Origin of the sequence: Mesorhizobium erdmanii USDA 3471, assembly GCF_000472705.1 — a bacterium.
Taxonomy (GTDB): domain Bacteria; phylum Pseudomonadota; class Alphaproteobacteria; order Rhizobiales; family Rhizobiaceae; genus Mesorhizobium; species Mesorhizobium erdmanii.
This window is the reverse complement of record NZ_AXAE01000014.1, coordinates 19,399-39,413: the sequence shown is the minus strand read 5'-3', so window position 1 is coordinate 39,413 and position 20,015 is coordinate 19,399. Positions and strand designations below refer to the sequence as shown.

15 protein-coding genes and 1 pseudogene are annotated in these 20,015 nt (G+C 55.9%); 10 read left to right on the top strand and 6 right to left on the bottom strand.

The window, feature by feature from the left end; translation table 11 throughout:
- Positions 1 to 5 precede the first annotated feature (5 nt).
- The 4 genes from A3AU_RS0110685 to A3AU_RS0110670 all read left to right on the top strand — a co-directional run bounded on the left by A3AU_RS0110685 (position 6) and on the right by A3AU_RS0110670 (position 2,427).
- Positions 6 to 998, top strand: a complete 993-nt coding sequence (locus tag A3AU_RS0110685) for a hypothetical protein (protein WP_027052805.1) — start codon at positions 6 to 8, stop codon at positions 996 to 998.
- Positions 999 to 1,064: 66 nt separating this feature from the next.
- The gene (locus A3AU_RS0110680; protein ID WP_027052804.1) at positions 1,065 to 1,502 is read left to right on the top strand and encodes a Ros/MucR family transcriptional regulator; all 438 of its coding nucleotides are present in this window, start codon (positions 1,065 to 1,067) and stop codon (positions 1,500 to 1,502) included.
- Positions 1,499 to 1,831, top strand: coding sequence for a hypothetical protein (locus A3AU_RS0110675; RefSeq protein ID WP_027052803.1), 333 nt, complete (start codon positions 1,499 to 1,501; stop codon positions 1,829 to 1,831). Before A3AU_RS0110680 ends, A3AU_RS0110675 begins: the two co-directional genes overlap by 4 nt.
- A gap of 182 nt (positions 1,832 to 2,013) precedes the next feature.
- Positions 2,014 to 2,427: a hypothetical protein gene (locus tag A3AU_RS0110670; RefSeq protein WP_027052802.1), complete on the top strand. Its 414-nt coding sequence runs from the start codon at positions 2,014 to 2,016 to the stop codon at positions 2,425 to 2,427.
- A gap of 223 nt (positions 2,428 to 2,650) precedes the next feature.
- Here A3AU_RS0110670 and A3AU_RS01000000135280 read toward each other — a convergent pair whose 3' ends face one another.
- On the bottom strand, positions 2,651 to 5,188 hold the full coding sequence (locus tag A3AU_RS01000000135280; protein ID WP_051355335.1) for a UvrD-helicase domain-containing protein: 2,538 nt from the start codon (positions 5,186 to 5,188) through the stop codon (positions 2,651 to 2,653).
- Positions 5,189 to 5,365: 177 nt separating this feature from the next.
- Positions 5,366 to 6,013 (bottom strand): recombinase family protein, encoded by a 648-nt coding sequence (locus tag A3AU_RS0110660; protein ID WP_027052801.1) that lies wholly within the window; start codon positions 6,011 to 6,013, stop codon positions 5,366 to 5,368.
- A 486-nt stretch (positions 6,014 to 6,499) separates the two neighbouring features.
- Here A3AU_RS0110660 and A3AU_RS0110655 point away from each other — a divergent pair, with 486 nt between their 5' ends.
- Genes A3AU_RS0110655 through A3AU_RS0110645 form a run of 3 tightly spaced genes read left to right on the top strand, consistent with a single transcriptional unit; the run spans position 6,500 to position 10,217 of the window.
- The gene (locus tag A3AU_RS0110655; protein ID WP_154674568.1) at positions 6,500 to 7,579 is read left to right on the top strand and encodes a hypothetical protein; all 1,080 of its coding nucleotides are present in this window, start codon (positions 6,500 to 6,502) and stop codon (positions 7,577 to 7,579) included.
- Between the two features lie 8 nt (positions 7,580 to 7,587).
- The gene (locus A3AU_RS0110650) at positions 7,588 to 9,009 is read left to right on the top strand and encodes a hypothetical protein (RefSeq protein WP_154674567.1); all 1,422 of its coding nucleotides are present in this window, start codon (positions 7,588 to 7,590) and stop codon (positions 9,007 to 9,009) included.
- Positions 9,006 to 10,217: a hypothetical protein gene (locus A3AU_RS0110645; RefSeq protein WP_154674566.1), complete on the top strand. Its 1,212-nt coding sequence runs from the start codon at positions 9,006 to 9,008 to the stop codon at positions 10,215 to 10,217. Before A3AU_RS0110650 ends, A3AU_RS0110645 begins: the two co-directional genes overlap by 4 nt.
- A gap of 503 nt (positions 10,218 to 10,720) precedes the next feature.
- On the opposite strand, the gene A3AU_RS0110640 is transcribed toward A3AU_RS0110645, so the two are convergent.
- The 4 genes from A3AU_RS0110640 to A3AU_RS0110625 form a co-directional block, all read right to left on the bottom strand.
- Positions 10,721 to 11,539 (bottom strand): LEM-3-like GIY-YIG domain-containing protein, encoded by an 819-nt coding sequence (locus tag A3AU_RS0110640; protein ID WP_027052797.1) that lies wholly within the window; start codon positions 11,537 to 11,539, stop codon positions 10,721 to 10,723.
- A 284-nt stretch (positions 11,540 to 11,823) separates the two neighbouring features.
- A complete protein-coding gene (locus A3AU_RS0110635; protein ID WP_027052796.1) occupies positions 11,824 to 12,615 on the bottom strand; it encodes a hypothetical protein in 792 nt (263 codons plus the stop codon).
- A gap of 72 nt (positions 12,616 to 12,687) precedes the next feature.
- Complete coding sequence (locus A3AU_RS0110630; RefSeq protein WP_154674565.1) at positions 12,688 to 13,404, bottom strand: hypothetical protein; 717 nt, start codon at positions 13,402 to 13,404, stop codon at positions 12,688 to 12,690.
- Positions 13,405 to 13,448: 44 nt separating this feature from the next.
- Positions 13,449 to 14,558 (bottom strand): hypothetical protein, encoded by a 1,110-nt coding sequence (locus A3AU_RS0110625; RefSeq protein ID WP_027052794.1) that lies wholly within the window; start codon positions 14,556 to 14,558, stop codon positions 13,449 to 13,451.
- Between the two features lie 544 nt (positions 14,559 to 15,102).
- On the opposite strand from A3AU_RS0110625, the gene A3AU_RS0110620 reads away from it, so the two are divergent.
- The 3 genes and pseudogenes from A3AU_RS0110620 to A3AU_RS01000000135275 all read left to right on the top strand — a co-directional run.
- Positions 15,103 to 16,611, top strand: a complete 1,509-nt coding sequence (locus A3AU_RS0110620; protein WP_027052793.1) for a hypothetical protein — start codon at positions 15,103 to 15,105, stop codon at positions 16,609 to 16,611.
- A gap of 360 nt (positions 16,612 to 16,971) precedes the next feature.
- The gene (locus tag A3AU_RS0110615; protein ID WP_154674564.1) at positions 16,972 to 18,471 is read left to right on the top strand and encodes an FRG domain-containing protein; all 1,500 of its coding nucleotides are present in this window, start codon (positions 16,972 to 16,974) and stop codon (positions 18,469 to 18,471) included.
- Positions 18,472 to 18,563: 92 nt separating this feature from the next.
- A pseudogene (locus A3AU_RS01000000135275) lies at positions 18,564 to 20,012 on the top strand (YifB family Mg chelatase-like AAA ATPase); the annotation flags it as partial.
- Between the last annotated feature and the right edge of the window lie 3 nt (positions 20,013 to 20,015).

Sequence of the window (20,015 nt, the reverse complement as noted above, 5' to 3'; positions counted from 1 at the left end):
CCACCATGCATCACAATCGAAATAGCCCGCCGCTCGGCCGAAATGGGTCGGAGAAGTCAATTATTGCCGTGCTTGCGCGGCAAGACAGCGCTCAAGTCCTGTCGATATGGCCGAATGATCGCATCTGCGAGTACCTGCTCGCATCGGATAGCCGGCGGCACATCTGGCATGCATGGCTTGCTAAGCGCGGTACGGCTATCCGCGATGCAGCCGAAACGTACCGGTTTTTGGCCTTCGCTAAGTCCCGTCAGATTCTCACTGATGCGTTCGACTCCTGCCCTGCCGGCATGATCTCAGCACTCGGCAAATTGGGACCATATGCCAGGCCGACACACGTTTATGTGGCACTTCATCGAGCGCTCGCGGCCGCTGGACAGTTGGCAAATCACATCTATCAGGCGACGGAACTCCGCGACGACGACATCGTCTCACTGGCCTCAGCCTCAATGATGCCAGTGTCGAACCGAGTTTGCCGCGCACTGCTGAAGTGCAAGATACCCGCCCCGGCGCTGGTTGAACTGCTGTGGGTGATTGCACGGTTGGCACCGATGCACGATGATCAGCACCTATTTCGAGCCATAGCTCAGGGGCATCAGCAGGCGGCAATTCTGGCAAACCTATTCGGCCTCATGCCGTTCCCTAACCCGCCGTTTGACCAAGTTGGTGATCTCGTCCCGATCACGACAGCCGAACAGCTTCGAAAAGCAGGGAACGAATTTGACAACTGCCTGAGGGGCGGAGAAGAACTCGCGTACGCTATCGCATCAATCCAATCAGGTCAGAGATACTTCTATCGATGGGATGGCAATCATCCGACGCTCCTCGCATTTTGTAGGTGTGGTCCAATGGGGTGGGTTTTGGCTGAGCGTTCTGGTCCAGCAAATTGCCGCGTCCCGGAAGCCACAATGGACCAGATTGGTGAAGCGCTGAACAGGATTCCCAACGTGTTCGTCGGAAAACGAGGCGCGGGAATGTTGGAGTGGATTTGTGCGAGGTAAAGTTCGATCGTTGATTAGACTGTCGCCAAAAGCTAGGAAGGCTAAATTAATTAAAGGAGAAAGCCCTTGGCCGACGAGACCATCAACCTGATCGAATTAACCGCAGATATCGTTTCCGCCTACGTTAGCAATAATCCTGTGCCGGTTGCGTCACTGCCGGACCTGATCCACAGCGTAAACCTGTCTTTATCGAAGGTCGGACAACCCGCAGAGCCCGAAAAGCCTGTTCTCACGCCTGCGGTTAATCCGAAGAAGTCGGTTTTCCCTGACTACATCATCTGCCTGGAGGACGGGAAGCAGTTCAAATCGTTGAAGCGGCATCTGATGACTCACTACAACCTCACGCCGGAAGCGTACCGTGAGAAGTGGGGTCTGGCGCGCGATTACCCTATGGTGGCGCCGAACTACGCGGCTCAACGGTCGGCGCTGGCAAAATCCAGTGGGCTCGGCCGGAAGACTTTGAGGCCGACAAAGAAAATTCCGGCTAAGCGTGGAGCGAAATGAAGGCACTCTCCGCGATTTTCATTTTGGCGGCATTAGTTATATCCGCGCCGGCATGGGCGGACGACAGAATGTATAAGTTTTGTGAAGACGAAGCCATTATTGCCGGCTCTATCATGACAGCTCGACAGCGAGGCATGTCACTCGGCGAAATGATGAGGTTCGTCCACCAACGTCAGAAGATGGTCGAATTGCGAGAGACGCAGGTCATGATGGCTTGGGAGGAACCCCGCTATGAAACAGAGATACAGCGCCAGCGTGCGGTGGCCGATTTCCGGGATATGGTACAGTTGAATTGTCTGAAGGCACAAAAACAGAGACGTAAAAAATAGAATTGGGGCCTCCGAACGATTGCAGGTTGCCGGTCCATTATGCCTAGAATGGACCGGCATGATTCTTCATGCGGCGTTGACCGTGGTAACTTCGGCTCAGGCTGCCACAGCTATTCATATGACAGGTAGGCCCGCAACAGCGCATTGGCGAGCTGCGGCGGTGGGCAAATCAGGGGTGCTAAATGAAATTTCGGAGTATTTGTGCGTTGGTCGCGGTAACAATTGCGGCCGGGTGCCAGACGTTCGAGAATATCGACGCAGGCCTTAGCTCACTGCGCGGACGACCTTATCAAGCCGCGTTCGACGTTCTTGGCTTCCCTGATGCCGAGAACACGATCGACAATAAGCGCGTGTTCACCTGGGGCAGCCGAAATACCGGTTCTTATACTGTGCCAACATTCAATTCGAGTACGGCCTACGTGAACGGACAGCCTATTTATGTCCAGTCTCAAGGCACCGCGACCGAGACCTATGATTATCACTGCAGGATCGACGTGATCGTAGGCCAATCGGGCCTTATCGAGCACACTAAGTACGACGGGAATATTGGTGGCTGCGAGAGGTACGCGCGTTTGTTTCCCCGCAAACCCAGATGACATAGCCTGCGGCTCGGGAGCGCGGTGCCGGTGCAACGGCAGGGGGTATGGCGGCAAGCATGCTACGGGTCCCTTGGCTACCCGGGCATTTCTTCAGCCGGCGCTGTAAGCCAGACGCTCCTTGCGGGTGGACACCAGCTTTGGCGATGACGATATCTGCGTCCGAGCGTTTGACATCGGATCGGGAAACCGACCCGCTGAGACCTACAAAATCGATCGGTTTTCAGTGACGTGCTGAAGTGGCCTTGTCAGTATTGGCGACATTCCGTTTGAAGTCGCAACGTGGCCAAGTGCTGCAGCTCTCGAATTCGCCATACTTTCCGGTGCGAAGTTTGAGGATCCCGATCCCGCATTTCGGACACGGCTCCTGCAACTCGCCGTCGACGGCTTCGATCTTCAAGCGACTCTTCGTGACGAGTTCGGTGACGAAACGCGACGGGGTGGCCAAACTCGTATAAATTCGAACCTGTCGTTTTGCGCGGGTCAATCCCACATAGAATAGACGTCGTTCTTCAGCCATGGGATACGGGTCCGGCGCAGGCATCGGAATCTGCAGTATCGGGTCGTCTTCAATCTGGCTTGGAAAGCCGCGGAAGCCTTCGACCACGTTCAGCAGCATCACGTAGTCAGCCTCCAATCCCTTAGATGAATGGATCGTCTTGAATGAAATATCGAGCACATCGCCGAACCTGCGTTGCCACGACTTCAGCTGGCTCGGGACGTCGCTTCGATAGCGTCCAAGAAGCAGGATTGTGATACGATTCCCGCTGCTGGGCTTGAGCCTCTCGTCCTCGATGTAGCGGCGCATGAGATCGAACTGTTCCCTCAAATGCCCCTGAGCCCTGGTCATGTCTTTGAACCCGAATGCCAGGACGGACGCATTCGAATAGGTGCTCGTGGTTTTGACTGTCTTTCTGATCTGGATAGGGTTCGCCTGGATAAACTGGCTGGAGATGTCGCAGAGCGATTGTGGACATCGAAATGTCGTTCCTAATGTCAGCTGTGATGCATAGGGGAAGATTTTCTCGAATTCGGTCATCACAGAAATGTCCGCACCAGCGAACCTGTTGATGCCCTGCCAGTCATCGCCAACGACGCAGAGGTGAACCTGGCCATCCTTTTCGGCGGACAATGCCTTCAAAAGACGGATTCGGGCGCGGGAAGAATCCTGGAACTCGTCAGCGAGAACCATTGTGAAGGGGCTCTGATATGCTCCAGACTCAATATACTGCCCGGCCTGAATGAGCATATCCTCGAAATCGATCCAGTCCCCCTCCGTCAGCCTCCGCTCCCACTCTGCCGATATCTGATAGTACAGCTTTATGAACAGCAGGATGCGCGCAGCATGGCCGTCCTTTAACTGACTGGTGACCGCCTCTTTCATTTGTGACGGCGTAAGACCGTTGCTCTTCACGTGCTGCTGAAAAATCCGAACCGTATTTGCCAGCTCCTTGTTGCTGATCGGCTGGAGACCCACCGCTTCGCGGTCCGGATCGAAGCGAATTGTTTGTTCCCGCTTCCGTAGCTCGGCTTCCAGATTTGATAGCGCAGCTCCCGTCGAAATCTCGTGCGAGGTGGTCTCGAAGAGCGCGGTGTCCATTTCCGCATGCATTGACCGCTTCCATTTCGCGCCTTCGACATAATCGCCGTCGAAGTGATCCGGAGCTCTCCCGTCCGCCCCGAGAGCGAAATGCTCGTGGTAAAGTTGGATGTCGGGGTAATAGAAGTCCGGTTGATATTGTCGGTGCGTCTCGGTTGCCGTTTTGTGCTCGTAAACGCGTTCGTACTCGTAGGGGACATGGTGGTAAAATAGCCAATCGGCTATCAGCCGCTCTTCCTTGCTTTTTACGACGTCGCCATTGGCGGTTCGGTGGCCGCGCCGCCCATTCTCATAGGCGTCAGGCTCCGATGGGGCACCCCGCTGACCGATATCTCGACCATAAACGAGACGGAAAATGTTCCAGTCCATTTGAAACTTTGGGTCTCGGTCGGACAAGTCTTTGATGATCGCGCCCATCATCTCGACATCTTGACCCGACTGTTCGAGCCAGGGAGCCAGCGAGGGCTTCTCACCGCTCGCTGTTGCGATCACATGCAGGCCAAAGGCGCTGAAGGTCTCTACTTTGATTTGGTCGGCGCCGTCGAAGTCAGTGAGGCGGGCTTTGACCCTATCTCGCAGTTCTTGCGCTGCATCTCTATTGAACGCGAGAAGGAGTATCTGATTTCCCTTGACCATTTTCTGATGCAGGGCGTAGCCCGCTTTTGCGACCATTGTCGATGTCTTCCCTGACCCGGCAGCCGCCACGATCTCCACGTTGCGGTCCATGCAGATGCAAGCGTTGATCTGCTCTTCGGTCAGCGGATTATTTTCAACGGAATCGAATAGGCGTTTCAGCAGTTTCTTCTGCATGGCCCGAAACACGTCGTTGTGCTTATTGAAATCCGATTTCAACTCCTCGAGTGCCGGATCTCCGTTCGACAATCTGTCCAGCGAAAAGGTTGATTTCACCGGGGCTGGAAATTTCTCAATAATTGCCTCGGCCGTTCCTGATGGTATCCACTTCGTGCGATCGATGAGCGGCTCCCATTTTGCACGCCAGTCGCGAATGCGCTGATGATAGTCGTCCCTGCTGAGACGCTGGGGAACTGTCGGCTCGTTGGTCGCAGGAGGGGTTTTAGCGCTGTCCTTGATCAGTCCCAAATTGGTCAAGACTGAATGCCCAATCGCAATCGCCATGACCAAAAGAAACAACTCAAACATTTCCGCCCCAATTTATCCCAGCCGTGCTCCTCGACTATCGCCGCAGGAGGGCAACTTCAACGTCAGAATCGGCATTTGAGGGTTGCAGGACCAACGGTGCCAGAATTTCATACAGCGAGGCACACCGACAAGGTTCGAACTTGTGATCTAGACTTCGGTGGATACCCTTCAGAACGTTCAGGCCGGATCGTCACGAGTTTGGGAGAGCACGGTAACCAAGTTCTTGGCTGTCTGTGGATAAAAGCGATTGCCATTACCGGTGACCAGGCCAGCCTCGTTGAGACTACGCGCAAGCTCAGAATAGGACATCGTTTCCCAGCGTTTGGGTAGCGATTCGCGAACTTTGCCGGCAAAATTCACCGCCCTGGCTTTGTTTGTGGCGGCTAAGACGCTGCCATTCTTTCCGAGCTCGGTTCCTCTACGCTTGGCTTGGGCCAACGCTGCCTTGGTTCTCTCGGAAATCAGCCGCCGCTCCTCCTGTGCCAACGCGGCGAAGATATGCAGCTGAAAATCGGTGGCGTGAGGCATTTCCACGACTACAAGCTGAACGCCCTTCTCCATCATGCTCGCAATGAAGCTGACACGGCGCGAGAAGCGATCCAGCCGGGCGATTAGAAGCGAAGCTCCCGCCTTCTTCGCGCCGTTCATCGCTTTTGCCAGTTCCGATCGTTGATCGTTCCTGCCTGATTCCACCTCAACGAATTCTGCGACCAGCGACCCGTTGGCCTGTGCAAATTGCCGGACCATCTGTTGCTGAGCCTCTAATCCCAGCCCGGAACGCGCCTGTTTTTTGGTCGAAACGCGGTAGTAGCCGACGTACTTCATGGGCGAGGGGGTCTCCCATACGTACGTTTCGATCAACGGCCCTGATGTATGAGATCCGACATCTCCCGTAAAAGGTTGGAGTCGCCGACGGGGCACTCCGTCGCATCCGGCCAAGACGCGGTATGTCAGCCGGGGTCGCGTCCACCCAAAAGCGGCACCGTGTGGCATCACCCGGGCCTCAAGCCGCCCGCCGATGCTCTGCTTCGAGTTGGCGTCCGAGTATTTCAGTCAGACTCATATTCACTTGCGCTAAATAAAAAATATTTGTATGATCCAACTCTTCGCGGATTGTTTACAGTGACAATGGGGGCCCTTGTCATGAATATAAACTTGTCCCGTCCTATCGTACCTCATTTCTTTCCTTTATTCGCATGCGCTACGGCGCTAATATTGGCGTCGATAAATATCGTTCAGGCTGATGAAGTTGATCCCGCCAACTCGCTGAGCGCACGAATGCTGTCTATAATCCGGGACTCGACAGGGAACTTGTCTGCACTGAACCCGCAATACGCACAATCGAACGGATTTGTATTACTTGCAACTGGCGTTCCCATCCTGAATTTGACGAGAAAAGGGGCGCTCTCTAAAGCGGTCCGAGTACTGGCAGATCGGATCCCCATTCCGGAGGCCGGACGCGCTCCAGCGGTTGATAGCGTCAGACAAGGGCTTTCGCTACTGGTTGGAGACGTAGAATTCAGCACGCTGAAGCTTAACGACGAACAAAATTCAGAACTCGCGAGCGCACAAAACTTGCTATTCGCTGGCGACGGCAAGACGCCCTCGCCTGATTACAAGCGATATCTTCGCTATAAGGAGCAATATGACAACGTTGTAGCATCCCTGGCTACTGAAACGAATGAAGCGGCCAAGGTATCGCTTCAAACTGATCTTCAGCAGATAAATTCTGATTGGTCGTTGCTCGGCCGACGAGGTGAGATCGACCAAGCGCTTGAGACCATATCCCGCCTTAAAGAAGGCAGCGCTGAGAAGGACTACATATCCTGGACTGAAACGCTCACGAAAGAGGATGATACCGTTGAGTCGAGAATACTCTCGTCGTTGGCCGCCGGCAATTGGCTTAAAGTAAGCACCTCTGATCAGCAAGGCTTCACTCCATCGCTTGTTGCGGGGAAGCACTACCCCCTGCCGCCACTTGCCCGGCTATCATTCGATTTCGCCTTGGTAGATGTTCATGATCCGCGTCTAGACGACTCGTTTCTCTTAGACAGGACGTGGCGAACGAAGTCTGGGCGAGTTCTATCCGATGGCAATTCGGCAGTAGATGATGCTCTCGAGATTTTGCCCCGAGTACCGGTCGCACTAGTGATTGTGCGCAACATCGTCGTTTCGTTTAAAGATGATGCCGATCCGGATGTACTCTCCGCCATCGGTAAATCCCAAGACGTAACGATCGACCAAATTCCTATTAAGTGTCAGGGATGCGGGGGGCCGAGCTATCAGTTGCGAACGATTGCGGCGTCGACTCCGATAGCTATTGCCATATTGGCCAGTGACCTAGCGAAGATCCCAAACCCAAACCCCAATCGAACCTGGCTAACAAAGTGAGGAAAGAGATGCGTAAGGCGGTAGTGGTGGTAGCGCTTGGCGGTTGGACTTTCGCGGGATGTTCTCTGGCTAACGCCCAAGACGAGTTCACGCCGCGGCAGGTTTTCTCAGCCCTCTACGAGGCCATGAGTACGACGTTGTATCCTACGAGTATGCCATCGGACAAATGGCTATCTCTGAGTTTAGTGGGCGCGGCCGCAGAGGAGGACGACCCAGCAGCAGTCAATGACTTAGCCAACTTTTGTCCAAAGGTGCTACCAGGCGACGCCGACTTCGTTGCACTACGGCACTTGGACAATATCTATACGGGCATCGTGAAGGGCATGATTGGCCCGTATCGGCCTGAATCAGACGAGGCAAAAGAAGCGCGGAAATTCCTGACTTCGCCGAGCGGGGACGATTCCCCACCATACACTGTGTATAAAAAATTCAAAAACGCTTATCGCCAGAAATTGGCCGCCTACATGACAGAAACGGACGAGAATAAGCGCTCGTTGCTATTAGGTGATGCCTTAGATATACAGAAAGATTGGAGCATAACAGGCTTTCGCACGGAGGTTGACTCTGCCCAAAATGCCCTTATTAGAGACGAAACGAAGTATGGCCCAACCAAAACAGCGTTAAGACTCGACGATCTAAGCTGGTACAAAATAAAAGGGCTAAAGCAAGGGGATTTCTTAGGCGGCGGGGCGCAGAAATCACCCCTTACAGAGTTTAGCCCGCCAGTCTCAGAATGGAAGACGGAAACGGCGTGGCTGTCGGTGAGCTATTCAGATAAGGAATTTAGCCATTACTACAAGGAAGCGTCCCGTAGTAATCAAGGGTTCGGCGGTATTAGCCTCGGATTTGTCAATTTGATTGCAACAGGCGGTGGGGGAAACGGCAATGTCACAAAGGTAGATAGGGTCAAGACATTCCAATACTCTTTCGACCTAAAGCGTGTAGAGATAAGACGGCCATGGCTAGACACGGACGTGTTCTTCGAGCCAAGCGGGTGGACGTGGCGAAAGAAGGCTGGAACGACGGAGTTTCCTTATGTCTCAGTTGGAACTGACGCTGCCGGGGCACCAAAAGAACCACAGGTGTCAACATATGACCATTCTGGAATTGCGTGCCCGCTGCTTCCACTCGAACTAATCATTGCTCGTAAGAGGTCACTGGTCGCGACTGTATCCAAATCAGATTATACCGAGGTCACCACCGGGGGATCGAATGGCGGCGGCGGCTCGCTTTTTGGAATTTTTGGGGGAGGAGGATCGAGGAAGTGGTCCACAACTGAGATCAGCCAGTCAGGGGACGACGTCACTTTCAAGGTCGAAGATCCATCGATTGCGGTTATCGGGTATATATCCGCCGTCGTGCCAACCGCTCCCGTACCAAGCTCAACCGATCAGTGGACAAAAGATGCTTGGATAGAGGGCAAGCCATGAAGCTCTCCAAACTTGTTACAGTCGCGCTTCTTGCCGCAGCATGTTGCGCCAATGGCGTTCCAACTGCGAGGGCAGATGCCGATACTTTAAGACGTTCATTCAATAAGGAGCTATCAGCTGTCCTCCTAAACAGCCAATCGACTTTTGTCGACCTGGGAGACGGAGTGGGCTGGCGTGGTGTCGTTCTTGCTTCTCCGGGCAGTTCAATCGCCCCGCTCACGGAGGCCTATAATGGTCTGCCCGGGTCGTTGCAGCAGTATTTAGCTAATTCCGCCATATTCGATCGCCCAGTATCCGTCATTGAAGGGTTCGCCGAATTGGGGCAGCGGCCTCTCAGCGCGATCTGGAAGGATGTGCTCGAAGAAACCCGCCCTCACAATCCCCTACCACGAGATCGTGTACTTAGTTCCGCAACCATGAAATGGTTGTTCAAGCCAATCTACAAGCGCGGAAAAATTGTTGGCTACACGAGGGAGCCATCGAAATACCTTGCACGATACAAGGAATTCCAATCGCAATACAAAACCTTGGTGCTGGGCAAGGCCAGTGAGTTGTGGAAGCTTGACCCGCGATTGAAGAAGTATCGAACTTTCGACCAGGCTCGCGAAACGCTGCTTAAGGATTGGGCGAAGTCAGGCTTTAAGGCTGAGGTGGAATCGGCCACTTGGACGTTCGAGGCATCATCAACAGGTCCCGAGTGGCAAAGATGGATGTCCGCAAACGAGGACTATAATAGTCATTTGGTGCCTATTGACGGTCACACCCTTTCGCCAGAGACCTATCTATTTCCCCCTCCGGCCGCATGGTCGACCGTGTCGTCGTGGATCCGTGCAACCAGCCAAAGCGATGGTGGTCAAGTGTATCACTATCAGCTTGCTCGAATAAAGATCGCCAGGCCCTGGCTTGATATCGACGATTTGATTTCGGGCGATTTAAAAGCTCGAACGGCGAACGTTCAGCAAATCAGTGACGGTAAGGGACCTTCCGATGTGAGCTTTCCCTCGGGGAGAATACCTGCGTTTATCGAGGAGCTCATCATTGTTCGCGATATCAAGCCCAGCGGGGTCACAGCCGCTGCATCACAGCATCCGTTGGCGTCGTTCGCTTACCCGGATGGTATAAACCTGGTGGGATATGTTGTTCGAGTTCTACCTGCCACGCCAATACACGGCGATAGTGTAAATTCTGCAGCAGGAGGTCTGCAATAAATAGCAAGGTCGCGACGGGCGTACTCCATACTTGCTGATGCGGCCAGGCAAACTCTCACGACAGAAAGCCCAGTTAACCACTGTTACTAATCGGCTACAGCGACCCAAGGCCCTCGCTCCTTTGGCAGCAAACGCATGGCAAACCCAGCGGTTGCAGTTGCCGGCAGACGTGATGCAAACGGCTATCCGTCCGGGCGCCTACGCCCGATGTAGTCTTCCAAACACCGGCCCACGAGCTTCACTCGGCAGCGAGTCGATCGCTGTGAGTCCACGGCTCTCGTAAAACATAAACGCTGGTTTATGTTTTAAGGTCTCCTCCCTAAATGCGGCTTGGGACAACGGCACCTAAGGTTCCTGGAGAAGCTCACCGATATCGGGAGAAAGCTGGGCTGCGACCCTAAATGTACCGCTTGCGTCGGAACCGGCGACTTGATGGCCGCCGGCTGGTGATTTTCGGAAAGACAGGGCTGAGGCCGCTTCGGCTCGCCAGGCCTAACGGTGCCCTACCAGTTTATCTCGGGGGAGACATAGCCGATCGCATTTTGCGCCTTCAGGAACTTTTCATAGCCGATCCGCTTGCCATGAGCGCCGACATACAGGTCCCAAATCTCAGCAGGCGCCCTCCGACCATGAAAGCCAAGTCGATAGGCTTCGGAACCATCAGCATAGGGTATACCCTTGTTGTCGGTGCCCTCGATGTCTTCTTTGAAGTTTTCCGCCGTCGCCGGCAGCCACTGTTCGGCAATGAACGCACCGACAGTCCGCCCCAGATGAACCGCAATCACGTAGTCTGCAGCTTCGGCGCGGGCCTTGCTGATGCGCCAACAGTAGCGAACCAGCCGGAAAATATCGTCGTATCGGTTTCCACGGGGCAGTTTCGGGATCTTTATCAGGACCAGTCTGTGCTGTGGCGGATTAGGAAAGTCCGGCAACCCATGCAATCGGACGATCTCAGCCACTGACATCGGGCCGTGCTCGTCGGTGCCGTGGCCGAGCTGAAGGTTGGTCAGCCCCTCATACGCGTCAATCAGTGCCGCCTCGACATGGAACGCCTCGCCTTCGGCAAGGCCATGCCGATGCACGACGTAACGGACCTTCTGACCGTCGGTCATTATCGCGTGTATCCGCTCAAGTTTCTGGCTTGCTTCGGACAGGTTGTCGTCATCCAGGGAAACGCCCCTGGCGTGCTGGAAAACGCGGTTTCCGTATCCTTTCCCCACGTAGAAGGTCGCTCCGTCGCGCGGATCGACCAGCCGATAAACGTAGAACCCGATTTTGTCCCACGTGTGTGCTGGAAACTCGGCGCTGTCGGCCTCGGCCATATAGGTATCCACAATGTCCTCCCTTGCGAAATCGAGCAACTGCCGCACCCTGATGGCAGCAAAGACGGCATCGTGGCAACTGGTGGTATTGAGACCCTCCTGTCACCTTACGGTCAGGAGATCCAATTGATCGCCCGACCGAAGGCGGGCCGTTGAAAGCTCTTAATCTGGATTGCCAAAGCCTGATCAACAGAACCGCCGTCGCGCGCCGTTTAATTGGCCACACTATCAGCCCAAAAAACCAGACGTTAGTGATTGTTAGGTGGCTTCACCAGTAGAAGCTGTCATTCGACAGTAGAACCGACGCTCACCTGGGACGGCAGCGCTTCGACCTCGCGCAGCATGTGCTCGCCGATCTCGACTACAGTGGCCAGATCGCAGATCATCTGCGGATGCAGGTAAACAGGGCGAGCCTGTTCGCTGTAGGAGTGCATCATCAGCGGATTGAAGATGCCGAGGCGTTGTTGACGGCCCCGAAGCACGACGTAGCGCTCATCGTCGCGTATCGCCTGCGCGATCTCCTGCTCCAGGCGCTCGAATTCAGCGCTCTCCTCGTCGTTGAGCTGACGCGGCGGTATATAGAGCGGAATACGGTGCGCAAGAGCATGCCTATAGTCTTCGAGATAGGCGAACCATGGGTCGGCACTCGCCAGATAGTCTTGGAAAGGCTGCGACAGCGACGCGCGGACGGGGACGTGGCCGGGCGTGAGGCCTATAGCCATCGACTTCAGAGGGGTGCCGTTCGGCTTCCGGACGTCTGCCTCCATGCACCAGATACGAGCCAGGTTATCGATGGCGCCGAAGACGTTGATGACGAAGGTCTGCAAATGGCTCGTCGCGTCCATGAGCATGTCGCGTGTGGGTTCCGTCTCCTGCGGGGGCAGAATCTCGAAAGTGCGCTGGATCGCATGCTTGAGGGTAGCGAGTCGGCGCATAAGGCCATGGCGCACGAGTTCGGACGTTTCGGGCTTTCTGCATTCGCGGATAAGGAGGGCGGTCGCGAGGTTGTCCTCCCGATCCAACCATTTGGCTAGTTCGTCCGAAAACTGGCTGATTTGGCTCTCCGGATAGGCCACGGCGACGGACTAGACTGTAAAACGGGCAGGCATCGCGCTGCGCCTCCTCACTACACCGTTTAGGAGCGACCGTCAGATGGCCTGAACCATCTCCTTTACGATATCCTTCTTTGGATATCCGGTCGCCCAATCCCATCCCGTAAATATCGCCCAGTAAAATCCGGCAAGCGATTTGATGGAGTCATATCCCAAGTGCGCGTCCTTCGCGAAATAGATCGCGCTGGACAGCCTCTTGAAAAAGGCAAACGCGTCATCGCTCCGGATGTCGGTGTTACTGAGGACAAAGGAAATCTCGTCACGAAAGACTTCCATCGCGGTCAGCAGTTCCCGCAGGTTGTCCGCTGTCATGTTGTTCAGCACATCGTCCCACTTGCTCAGCCGTGTCAGCGGATCTCTTTTGAAATAGTCTCGGAAAACGGCCTGATCGAGCAGCTTGTCGACCTGATCGGGACTGTAGGATCCGTCGGCAGCGCCAAGGAATATCGCGATGGAGTCCTTCTTGAACATCCGGTAGTGCAGTTCCAGGCTTCGTTTTATTCCGCGCCGTTTCTGCCCCTCTGGCATTCGGATCAGTAGGCCGTAGAAGACAAGGCTGACCAGGGAGCCAGTCCCTATGTCATAGGCGAGCTTGTTCCAGAAAGCGGCATGGTTAGAAGGGGGGCAGAAGCCAGTCAGTCCGCACAACGCATCACGGGCAAAAGGGTCCTCGTGTCCGAGCAACATAAACATGGCGCTCACGATAAATAGTGCGACTAACACCCCATCCAGCCGTCGCACTCGCTTCAACATGAAGGATCCAAACCTCTCCTGACGATACGACCACCCGGTGCCAACTACAGGGTCCCCAGGTCCGGCATGCATCTGTTCGCCTCCGCCCATTCAGCAAGTCCGGTACTCAGGAACAGCCGCGCATATTCGCGTTCCTGGTCTTTCGTCAATCGCCTCGACAGAATGACGGCAGTGCCGTCGTTCCGGACCTGCCTGTCGACTTCGAAAGGATTCGGCTGGAGCCGATCCCGGCTCCACTCGCGCAGGTCCTCGACGTGCCCCTCGGCGAAGAAGAAGCATGCTGCCGACATTTCGTACCGGAGCCACCCGAGCTTCCTTCCGGCCGTACCGATGTACTGGACGGCCTTAGCGGCTTCCTTGCGCTCCAGCAGCCCGATGGTCATGTCCATCGCCGCCGTTTCGTCCTCGCAGCCTGCGAAGGACAATAGCCATTGTTCATACTTCCGAAGCTCGACGAGGAACTTGCAGCTTGTCCGCACGAGGGCATCGCCGCGCAGGCTGCCGAAGTGGCTGTCCCGCGCGACCTTCTTCGGCAGTCGGTCATCGTATCGAGCTGCCTCGTTGTCGATCATCTCCGTGAGAATGTATTCGCCCCCGGTCTTCCTGACCTGCCGCAGCACCCTCTGGATCGTCGGCGCCTGCCTCCGGAAGTCGTGGAAAACGCTCTCGATCTCGGTCGCGATCGGTTTCAGGGCCTCTAGTTCCCGCAGCATGCTTGGAACGTGCATCAGCCGGGCCATCAGGAAATCTTCTTGCTGCCTCCGCTCGTCGTCCTGCTTCTTTTTCGAGAACGCGGCATGCTTGACTTCTGCCGAGGCGCAGTCGTGGCCGATCACCGCGATGCACTGACGGCTGAAGATGAAAACGAAGGAGCCTTCGAGGAATTTCTCCCGCCGCTGGCACATCGGACAGGGAATGTAGTCGCCCTCGGGCCGTTTCTTTCGATCCACGGCGAACATGTGGATGATTTCGAACGGCTCATTCTTGTTCAGGCGGCCCCAGTAGAGTCCGGGAAAGGTTTCGGGCTGATAGGTCTGCTTGACATGTTCTATGAACTGGTCCCGCAGATGATAAGGAGCTTCGCGATACGTTGCGTAGCCCGTGTACTGTTCAGGAAACGTGGACTTTATTACATTGCGAGCGGTTGCTTCCATGGTGGGGTTCTCGTCCCTGTTGTTGCCATCGTCTCCTCCCTGGCAGGTTGCGACTCATGTGAGTCTTGAAGCGAACATAAAAGATTCGCGGTTGTTCACCGAGTCCTAAAACACGCCTTCTGTCAGTAGCCAGCAAAGCTTGGGGATAAAGGACTTCGGGAGTGCGAATTAATGCAGCACAGTGCCAGCCTAAAGGATCCGCCAAACATGCTATTACCTGAACTAGCGGACGCTCCCGCTCCCTCACAGCGTTCCCGCGCCGACTTCGTCACCGATGTCATCATTCGATGAAGATCCCGATTTTTCCATGCCACGGACTAGCCCATCTCACAGCCAACGCAGCATTGAGATAGGTGTTCAAACGACGGAATTCGTCCGGAAATCCCGCCTATGCGACACTCCACTGTGACACGCGCCTCCGAACGTCGATAAAGAAGTTTGAATTTATTCCACGGAATCAATTGGATAAGTTCGTATTCAAAAAAAGGACGACGGGCCCATGTACTTAAGTTATTAATAGCGCTGTGTGACAAGGAGAAACGTCGTGGTCGATCCGGTCGAAGACTTCATGAGATATCAGGGTCCCTGTCTCACCAGTGCCGTCTCCGACCATCTGGTGCAGAACCTCGGCCTGACCCCGGCGGCGGCCCGCAAACGTGTCTCTCGCGCTTCTGGCGAAGTGAAGCGGCTGGCCTACATCACCTTTCCCCGCAAAGCGCGATACGTTTACCTAGAGAAGCAATTCGGCTCGCCTGAATACTGGAGCAATCTGGTCGATGCGCTGCAGGACACGAATTCGGCCTATGGCTACGCCATTGCGGCGATCAGGCTTAGGGGCGGCGTCATTCCCGAGTACCAGTTTCCAATTGCCAGTGGGTCGCCGCTTAGGCAGGCGAAGCACCTGTCGCCGGAAACGGTGCTCCAACGCCTCATTCAGGCAGGACTATTGGAACGGCGGGATGTTCCCGGCCTCGGGGCCTGCATATCCCTGGTACAGTCAGAACACCATTTCGACTTTATGGCCGCTGAAATGCGCGCCCGCCTGATAACCGAAGAGTTTCTGCTATACGCTGTTCGCGATTGGGTGCGGAAACTAGGCTTCGTCAGCTACGACAAGGTTGCCATACGCGGGCCGGACAGTGCGCCAACTGTTGGCACATTCGCATGGGACCTCACTGCGCCGTCTTATCTGAGCTTCATGATGAAACCGGGCAAGGATGGGAACATGAAGCCCGGATTTATAGCCTGCGACGTCTATCTCGGCGGGGAGGTTGACGTTCAGGGCATTCGCCCGTTCATCAACAAATGCCTGACGCTTCGGCGCCTTCGGAACGTCGGGCCGTGCATGCAGATATTCGTTGCAGGCAAATACTCCGAAGAGGCGTTTGCTCTGCTCAAGCAGAACGGCATCGTTCCCGCCACGCCCGGAAATCTGTTTGGGGATGAGATTGCCGAAGGGCTTGCCCAACTTTCCTCGGTGTTGACCAAGGCGGCGTTCACGGCCCTGGACCCTGAGGGTCTCGACCTGCTTTTCAAAAGGCTGGGCAAAATAGAAGGCGCGTCCGTCCAGCTCCGGGGAACCCTGTTCGAATATCTAGCTGCTGAAATCGCCAGGAAGACGATCTCGCACCAGGTCAAAATGAACCGGATCTTCAAATCGCCAGAAGGGAAAAAAGCAGAAGCCGACGTGGTTGCCCTCGTGGATGATAAGTCAGTCACATTCATCGAGTGCAAGGGCTACAATCCCTACGCAAACGTGCCGGACAAGGAATTCACGCACTGGGTCCAACATAATGTCCCAGTCATCTACGCTGCCGTAAAGGCGCACCCCGAGTGGAAGAACCTCAAGGTCCAATTTGAGTTCTGGTCCACTGCGTCGCTGTCAGATGACGCGTCCGCGATGTTCGATACTGCCAAGAAGACGATCAAAGCGTCGCGTTACACGATCGAACTGCGCCTCGGAAAGCAAATACACCAGCTCTGCAAAGACACCGGGAACGACGGTCTCGTGACCTCGTTCCGCAAGCACTTCATGAAATATCCACCCGTCTAGCAACAAGGTGTTGTCGTTCACGTCCAGCCTCAAGGATGGACGGTCGGCGCCTAGCGGACGCGTAAAACACTAGGATATTTGTCGTTCCGCCGGATCTCGGCTCATTCATCCGGCCTCGATCCTCGTGGGGCAGTTCAGTGGACTGTAGAATCTACGTCCGAAATGCGTGAATTAATGCAGCACAACGTCAGCAATGGTTACCCGCCAGGTATACGGCTTCCCATAGTGTTTGGCTGTATATCGGGAGTGTCCTGGATGGCGTAGCTCGCTTGGAAAGCAGCACGTCACGGACATTGTGCCTGTCGTGGAGGGGATTGTATCGTTACTAAGACCTAATGATGGACAGATGGGAGGGATAAGGTGATCGGAGGAGAATGGCGGGACGACGTCGAGGGCGATGGCAATTACATTGAGCTACCGGCCGGGAAAGAAATGCCGGGAAATTTTTTTCAGTTTGAAGTTGCCAACGTAGCTGAGGCGATCACCCTAGCCGAACGGTTCAGGGCCGCAGGTCGATATCTCTATTTCCGAGGTCAACGTAATGCTGAGTGGCGTATGCAATCGACTTTCTCTCGCCGAACGGAGGAAGAAAAAGGGGAAGAAATCAAGAAAATCGACGACTTTTACAGTTGGGTACGCAGCTCGCCAGAGTTACTCCCCTACCTAAATGATGATGATAGTATTGTTGCCACAGCGCAACACCATGAAATTGCGGCTACCATTTTCATTGATTTTAGCACGGAACCTACCGTCGCAGCATGGTTCGCTACTGACCAGGCGGTAATAGGTGAGTTTGGCGCAATTTTTATGGTCAATCCGGACGACGTGTTCGACGTTTTTAAAGCAATGACTAAGAGTGGAACCGTGATGCGTTTCGTTCAACCCGACATTGCGAACCTGTGGCGGTTGCAAGCGCAGCACGGCCTATTCCTTCACACTCAAACGGATGTCGATGGGATTTGGCCATTTGACCGGATCGTATTCGATCAAACCAGCGCCATTGCTTCCATTGAGAGGCGAAAGATCTATCCCGATCGTCAGAGCCACTTGGAACAAATGATCGACCAGTATCGCCTGCTTGCTAAGCGGCAGAAAAATTTCAGAGACGTCGTAGACTACGGCGTCAGGCACGGAGCAATTTATGTCGATATCCAGGATGCTCCAGACCTAACTCCGAAGGATCTTGTGGTGTCACAACTACCTGAAGTCTTCTCGCGGGCCCCGGATGAGCGATGGCCCCTCATGGACGTTGATAGCACTCCTCCTATCTTATCACCACGCGAGCTCAGAACTGGAGGCAAGGTACTCCAGGAAGTCGTTAGCATGCGGCGTTCTAGCGCGGACTTAGTGACAGTTGAGCCCGATCTTACACGGCCCGACAGCGAGTCCTTCCAGGCCGCAATCAATCACCTCTGGAGCGGAATGCGCCCTCACCCCTACAACAGCGATCAAATTACCCGAGCGGTTTCCAATCTCGCGTGCCTATATCCGGCATTTCAGAAGTTCGACCTAGGGAAAGGCTTCGGCCTAGACGAATTAGCTGAAGCGTTGATCAACGACGCTGTCGAGGTAGAGATGGCGATAGCCGGAGGAGGGTCAACTCGTGCCTATGTCGCCTCGCAGACGCTCTGGGAAACGCTAACAGAAGCCGGCCGAGACCTATTAGGTTTTTCTCAGAACCCAGGACGTGAGGCGCTTATGGCAGCCCTCGATCCGTTCTCGGGTGGCAGTCTGCGCTTGTACGACAAGCGCGCACTTGTAGACCTATTCGCGGACGAAATAGTGCCTTGGCAAATAGTCGTTGAACGATCGGTCATCGCTTTTTGGCCAACAAACATCGCTACGCTCGGCAGACCTTAATTCCGCGCCCTCGATTTGGCCTGGCGGTTCGAAGCTCGGTTCTTGATATTCCAACCACTCGATTGCTTTCCCGAGCGACTCTGAAATTAATCCGCCTCACGATCCAGATCGTCGGACTGCCCGACAAGGCGGTGGCCGAGAGCCGCGAGCGGGTGCAGGCGGCGTTGCATGCGTCCGGCCTGTCGATGCCGTCGAAGAAGGTGACGGTCAATCTGGCGCCGGCCGACCTGCCGAAGGAAGGCAGCCATTACGATCTGCCGATCGCGCTGGGCCTGATGGCGGCGCTTGGCGCCATTCCTGGCGACATGCTGGCCGGCTATGTCGTGCTCGGCGAGTTGTCGCTCGACGGCACGATCGCCGCCGTCGCCGGCGCCTTGCCGGCGGCGATCGGCGCCAATGCCGAGGGCAAAGGGCTGATCTGCCCGTTCGCCTGTGGCCCGGAAGCGGCCTGGGCAGGGCGGGAGTTCGACATTCTGGCGCCGCGCAGCCTGATCGCCATCGCCAACCATTTCCGTGGCACGCAGGTGCTGTCGCGGCCGGAAGCCGGCATCCACGCCGCGGCGCGCGACCTGCCCGACCTTGCCGACATCAAGGGCCAGGAGACCGCCAAGCGGGCGCTGGAAGTGGCGGCGGCCGGCGGCCACAATCTCTTGATGGTCGGCCCGCCCGGTTCGGGAAAATCGATGCTGGCGCAGCGGCTGCCATCGATCCTGCCGCCGCTGGCGCCAAAGGAATTGCTGGAAGTCTCGATGATCGCCTCGGTGGCGGGCGAGCTCGGCGAGGGCAAGCTGACCGACCGGCGGCCGTTCCGCGCCCCGCACCATTCGGCCTCGATGGCGGCAATGGTCGGCGGTGGCATACGCGCGCGGCCGGGCGAAGTGTCGCTCGCCCATCACGGCGTGCTGTTCCTGGACGAGTTCCCCGAATTCACGCCGCAGACGCTCGACGCGCTGCGCCAGCCGCTGGAGACCGGCGACTGCATGATCGCGCGCGCCAACCATCGCGTGACGTATCCGGCCCGCATCCAGCTGGTCGCGGCCATGAATCCGTGCCGCTGTGGCATGGCCGGCGAGCCGGGCTATCGCTGCCTGCGCGGCGACCGCTGCCGCACCGACTATCAGGCGCGCATTTCCGGCCCGCTGCTCGACCGCATCGATCTGAGGATCGAAGTGCCCGCCGTCTCGGCCAGCGACCTGATTCGGCCCGACCGGGCGGAGAAGAGTGCGGCAGTAGCGCTGCGCGTCGGCCGCGCCCGCACCCTCCAGCGCGAGCGTTTCGAGCGGCTCGGCGCCCGCGCCACCACCAACGCGCATTGCGCGCCGGCGGTGATCGAAGAGATCGCCATGCCCGACGCCGCCGGCCTGTCGCTGCTCAAGGACGCCAGCGAAAAACTCGCCTTTTCGGCGCGCGCCTATCACCGCGTGCTGAAGGTGGCGAGAACGCTCGCCGATCTCGACGCCAGCGAGACCGTCGGCCGCATCCATCTGGCCGAAGCGATTTCCTATCGCATGAGTTCGGAGCGTGCGGCGCAGGCGGCTTGATGG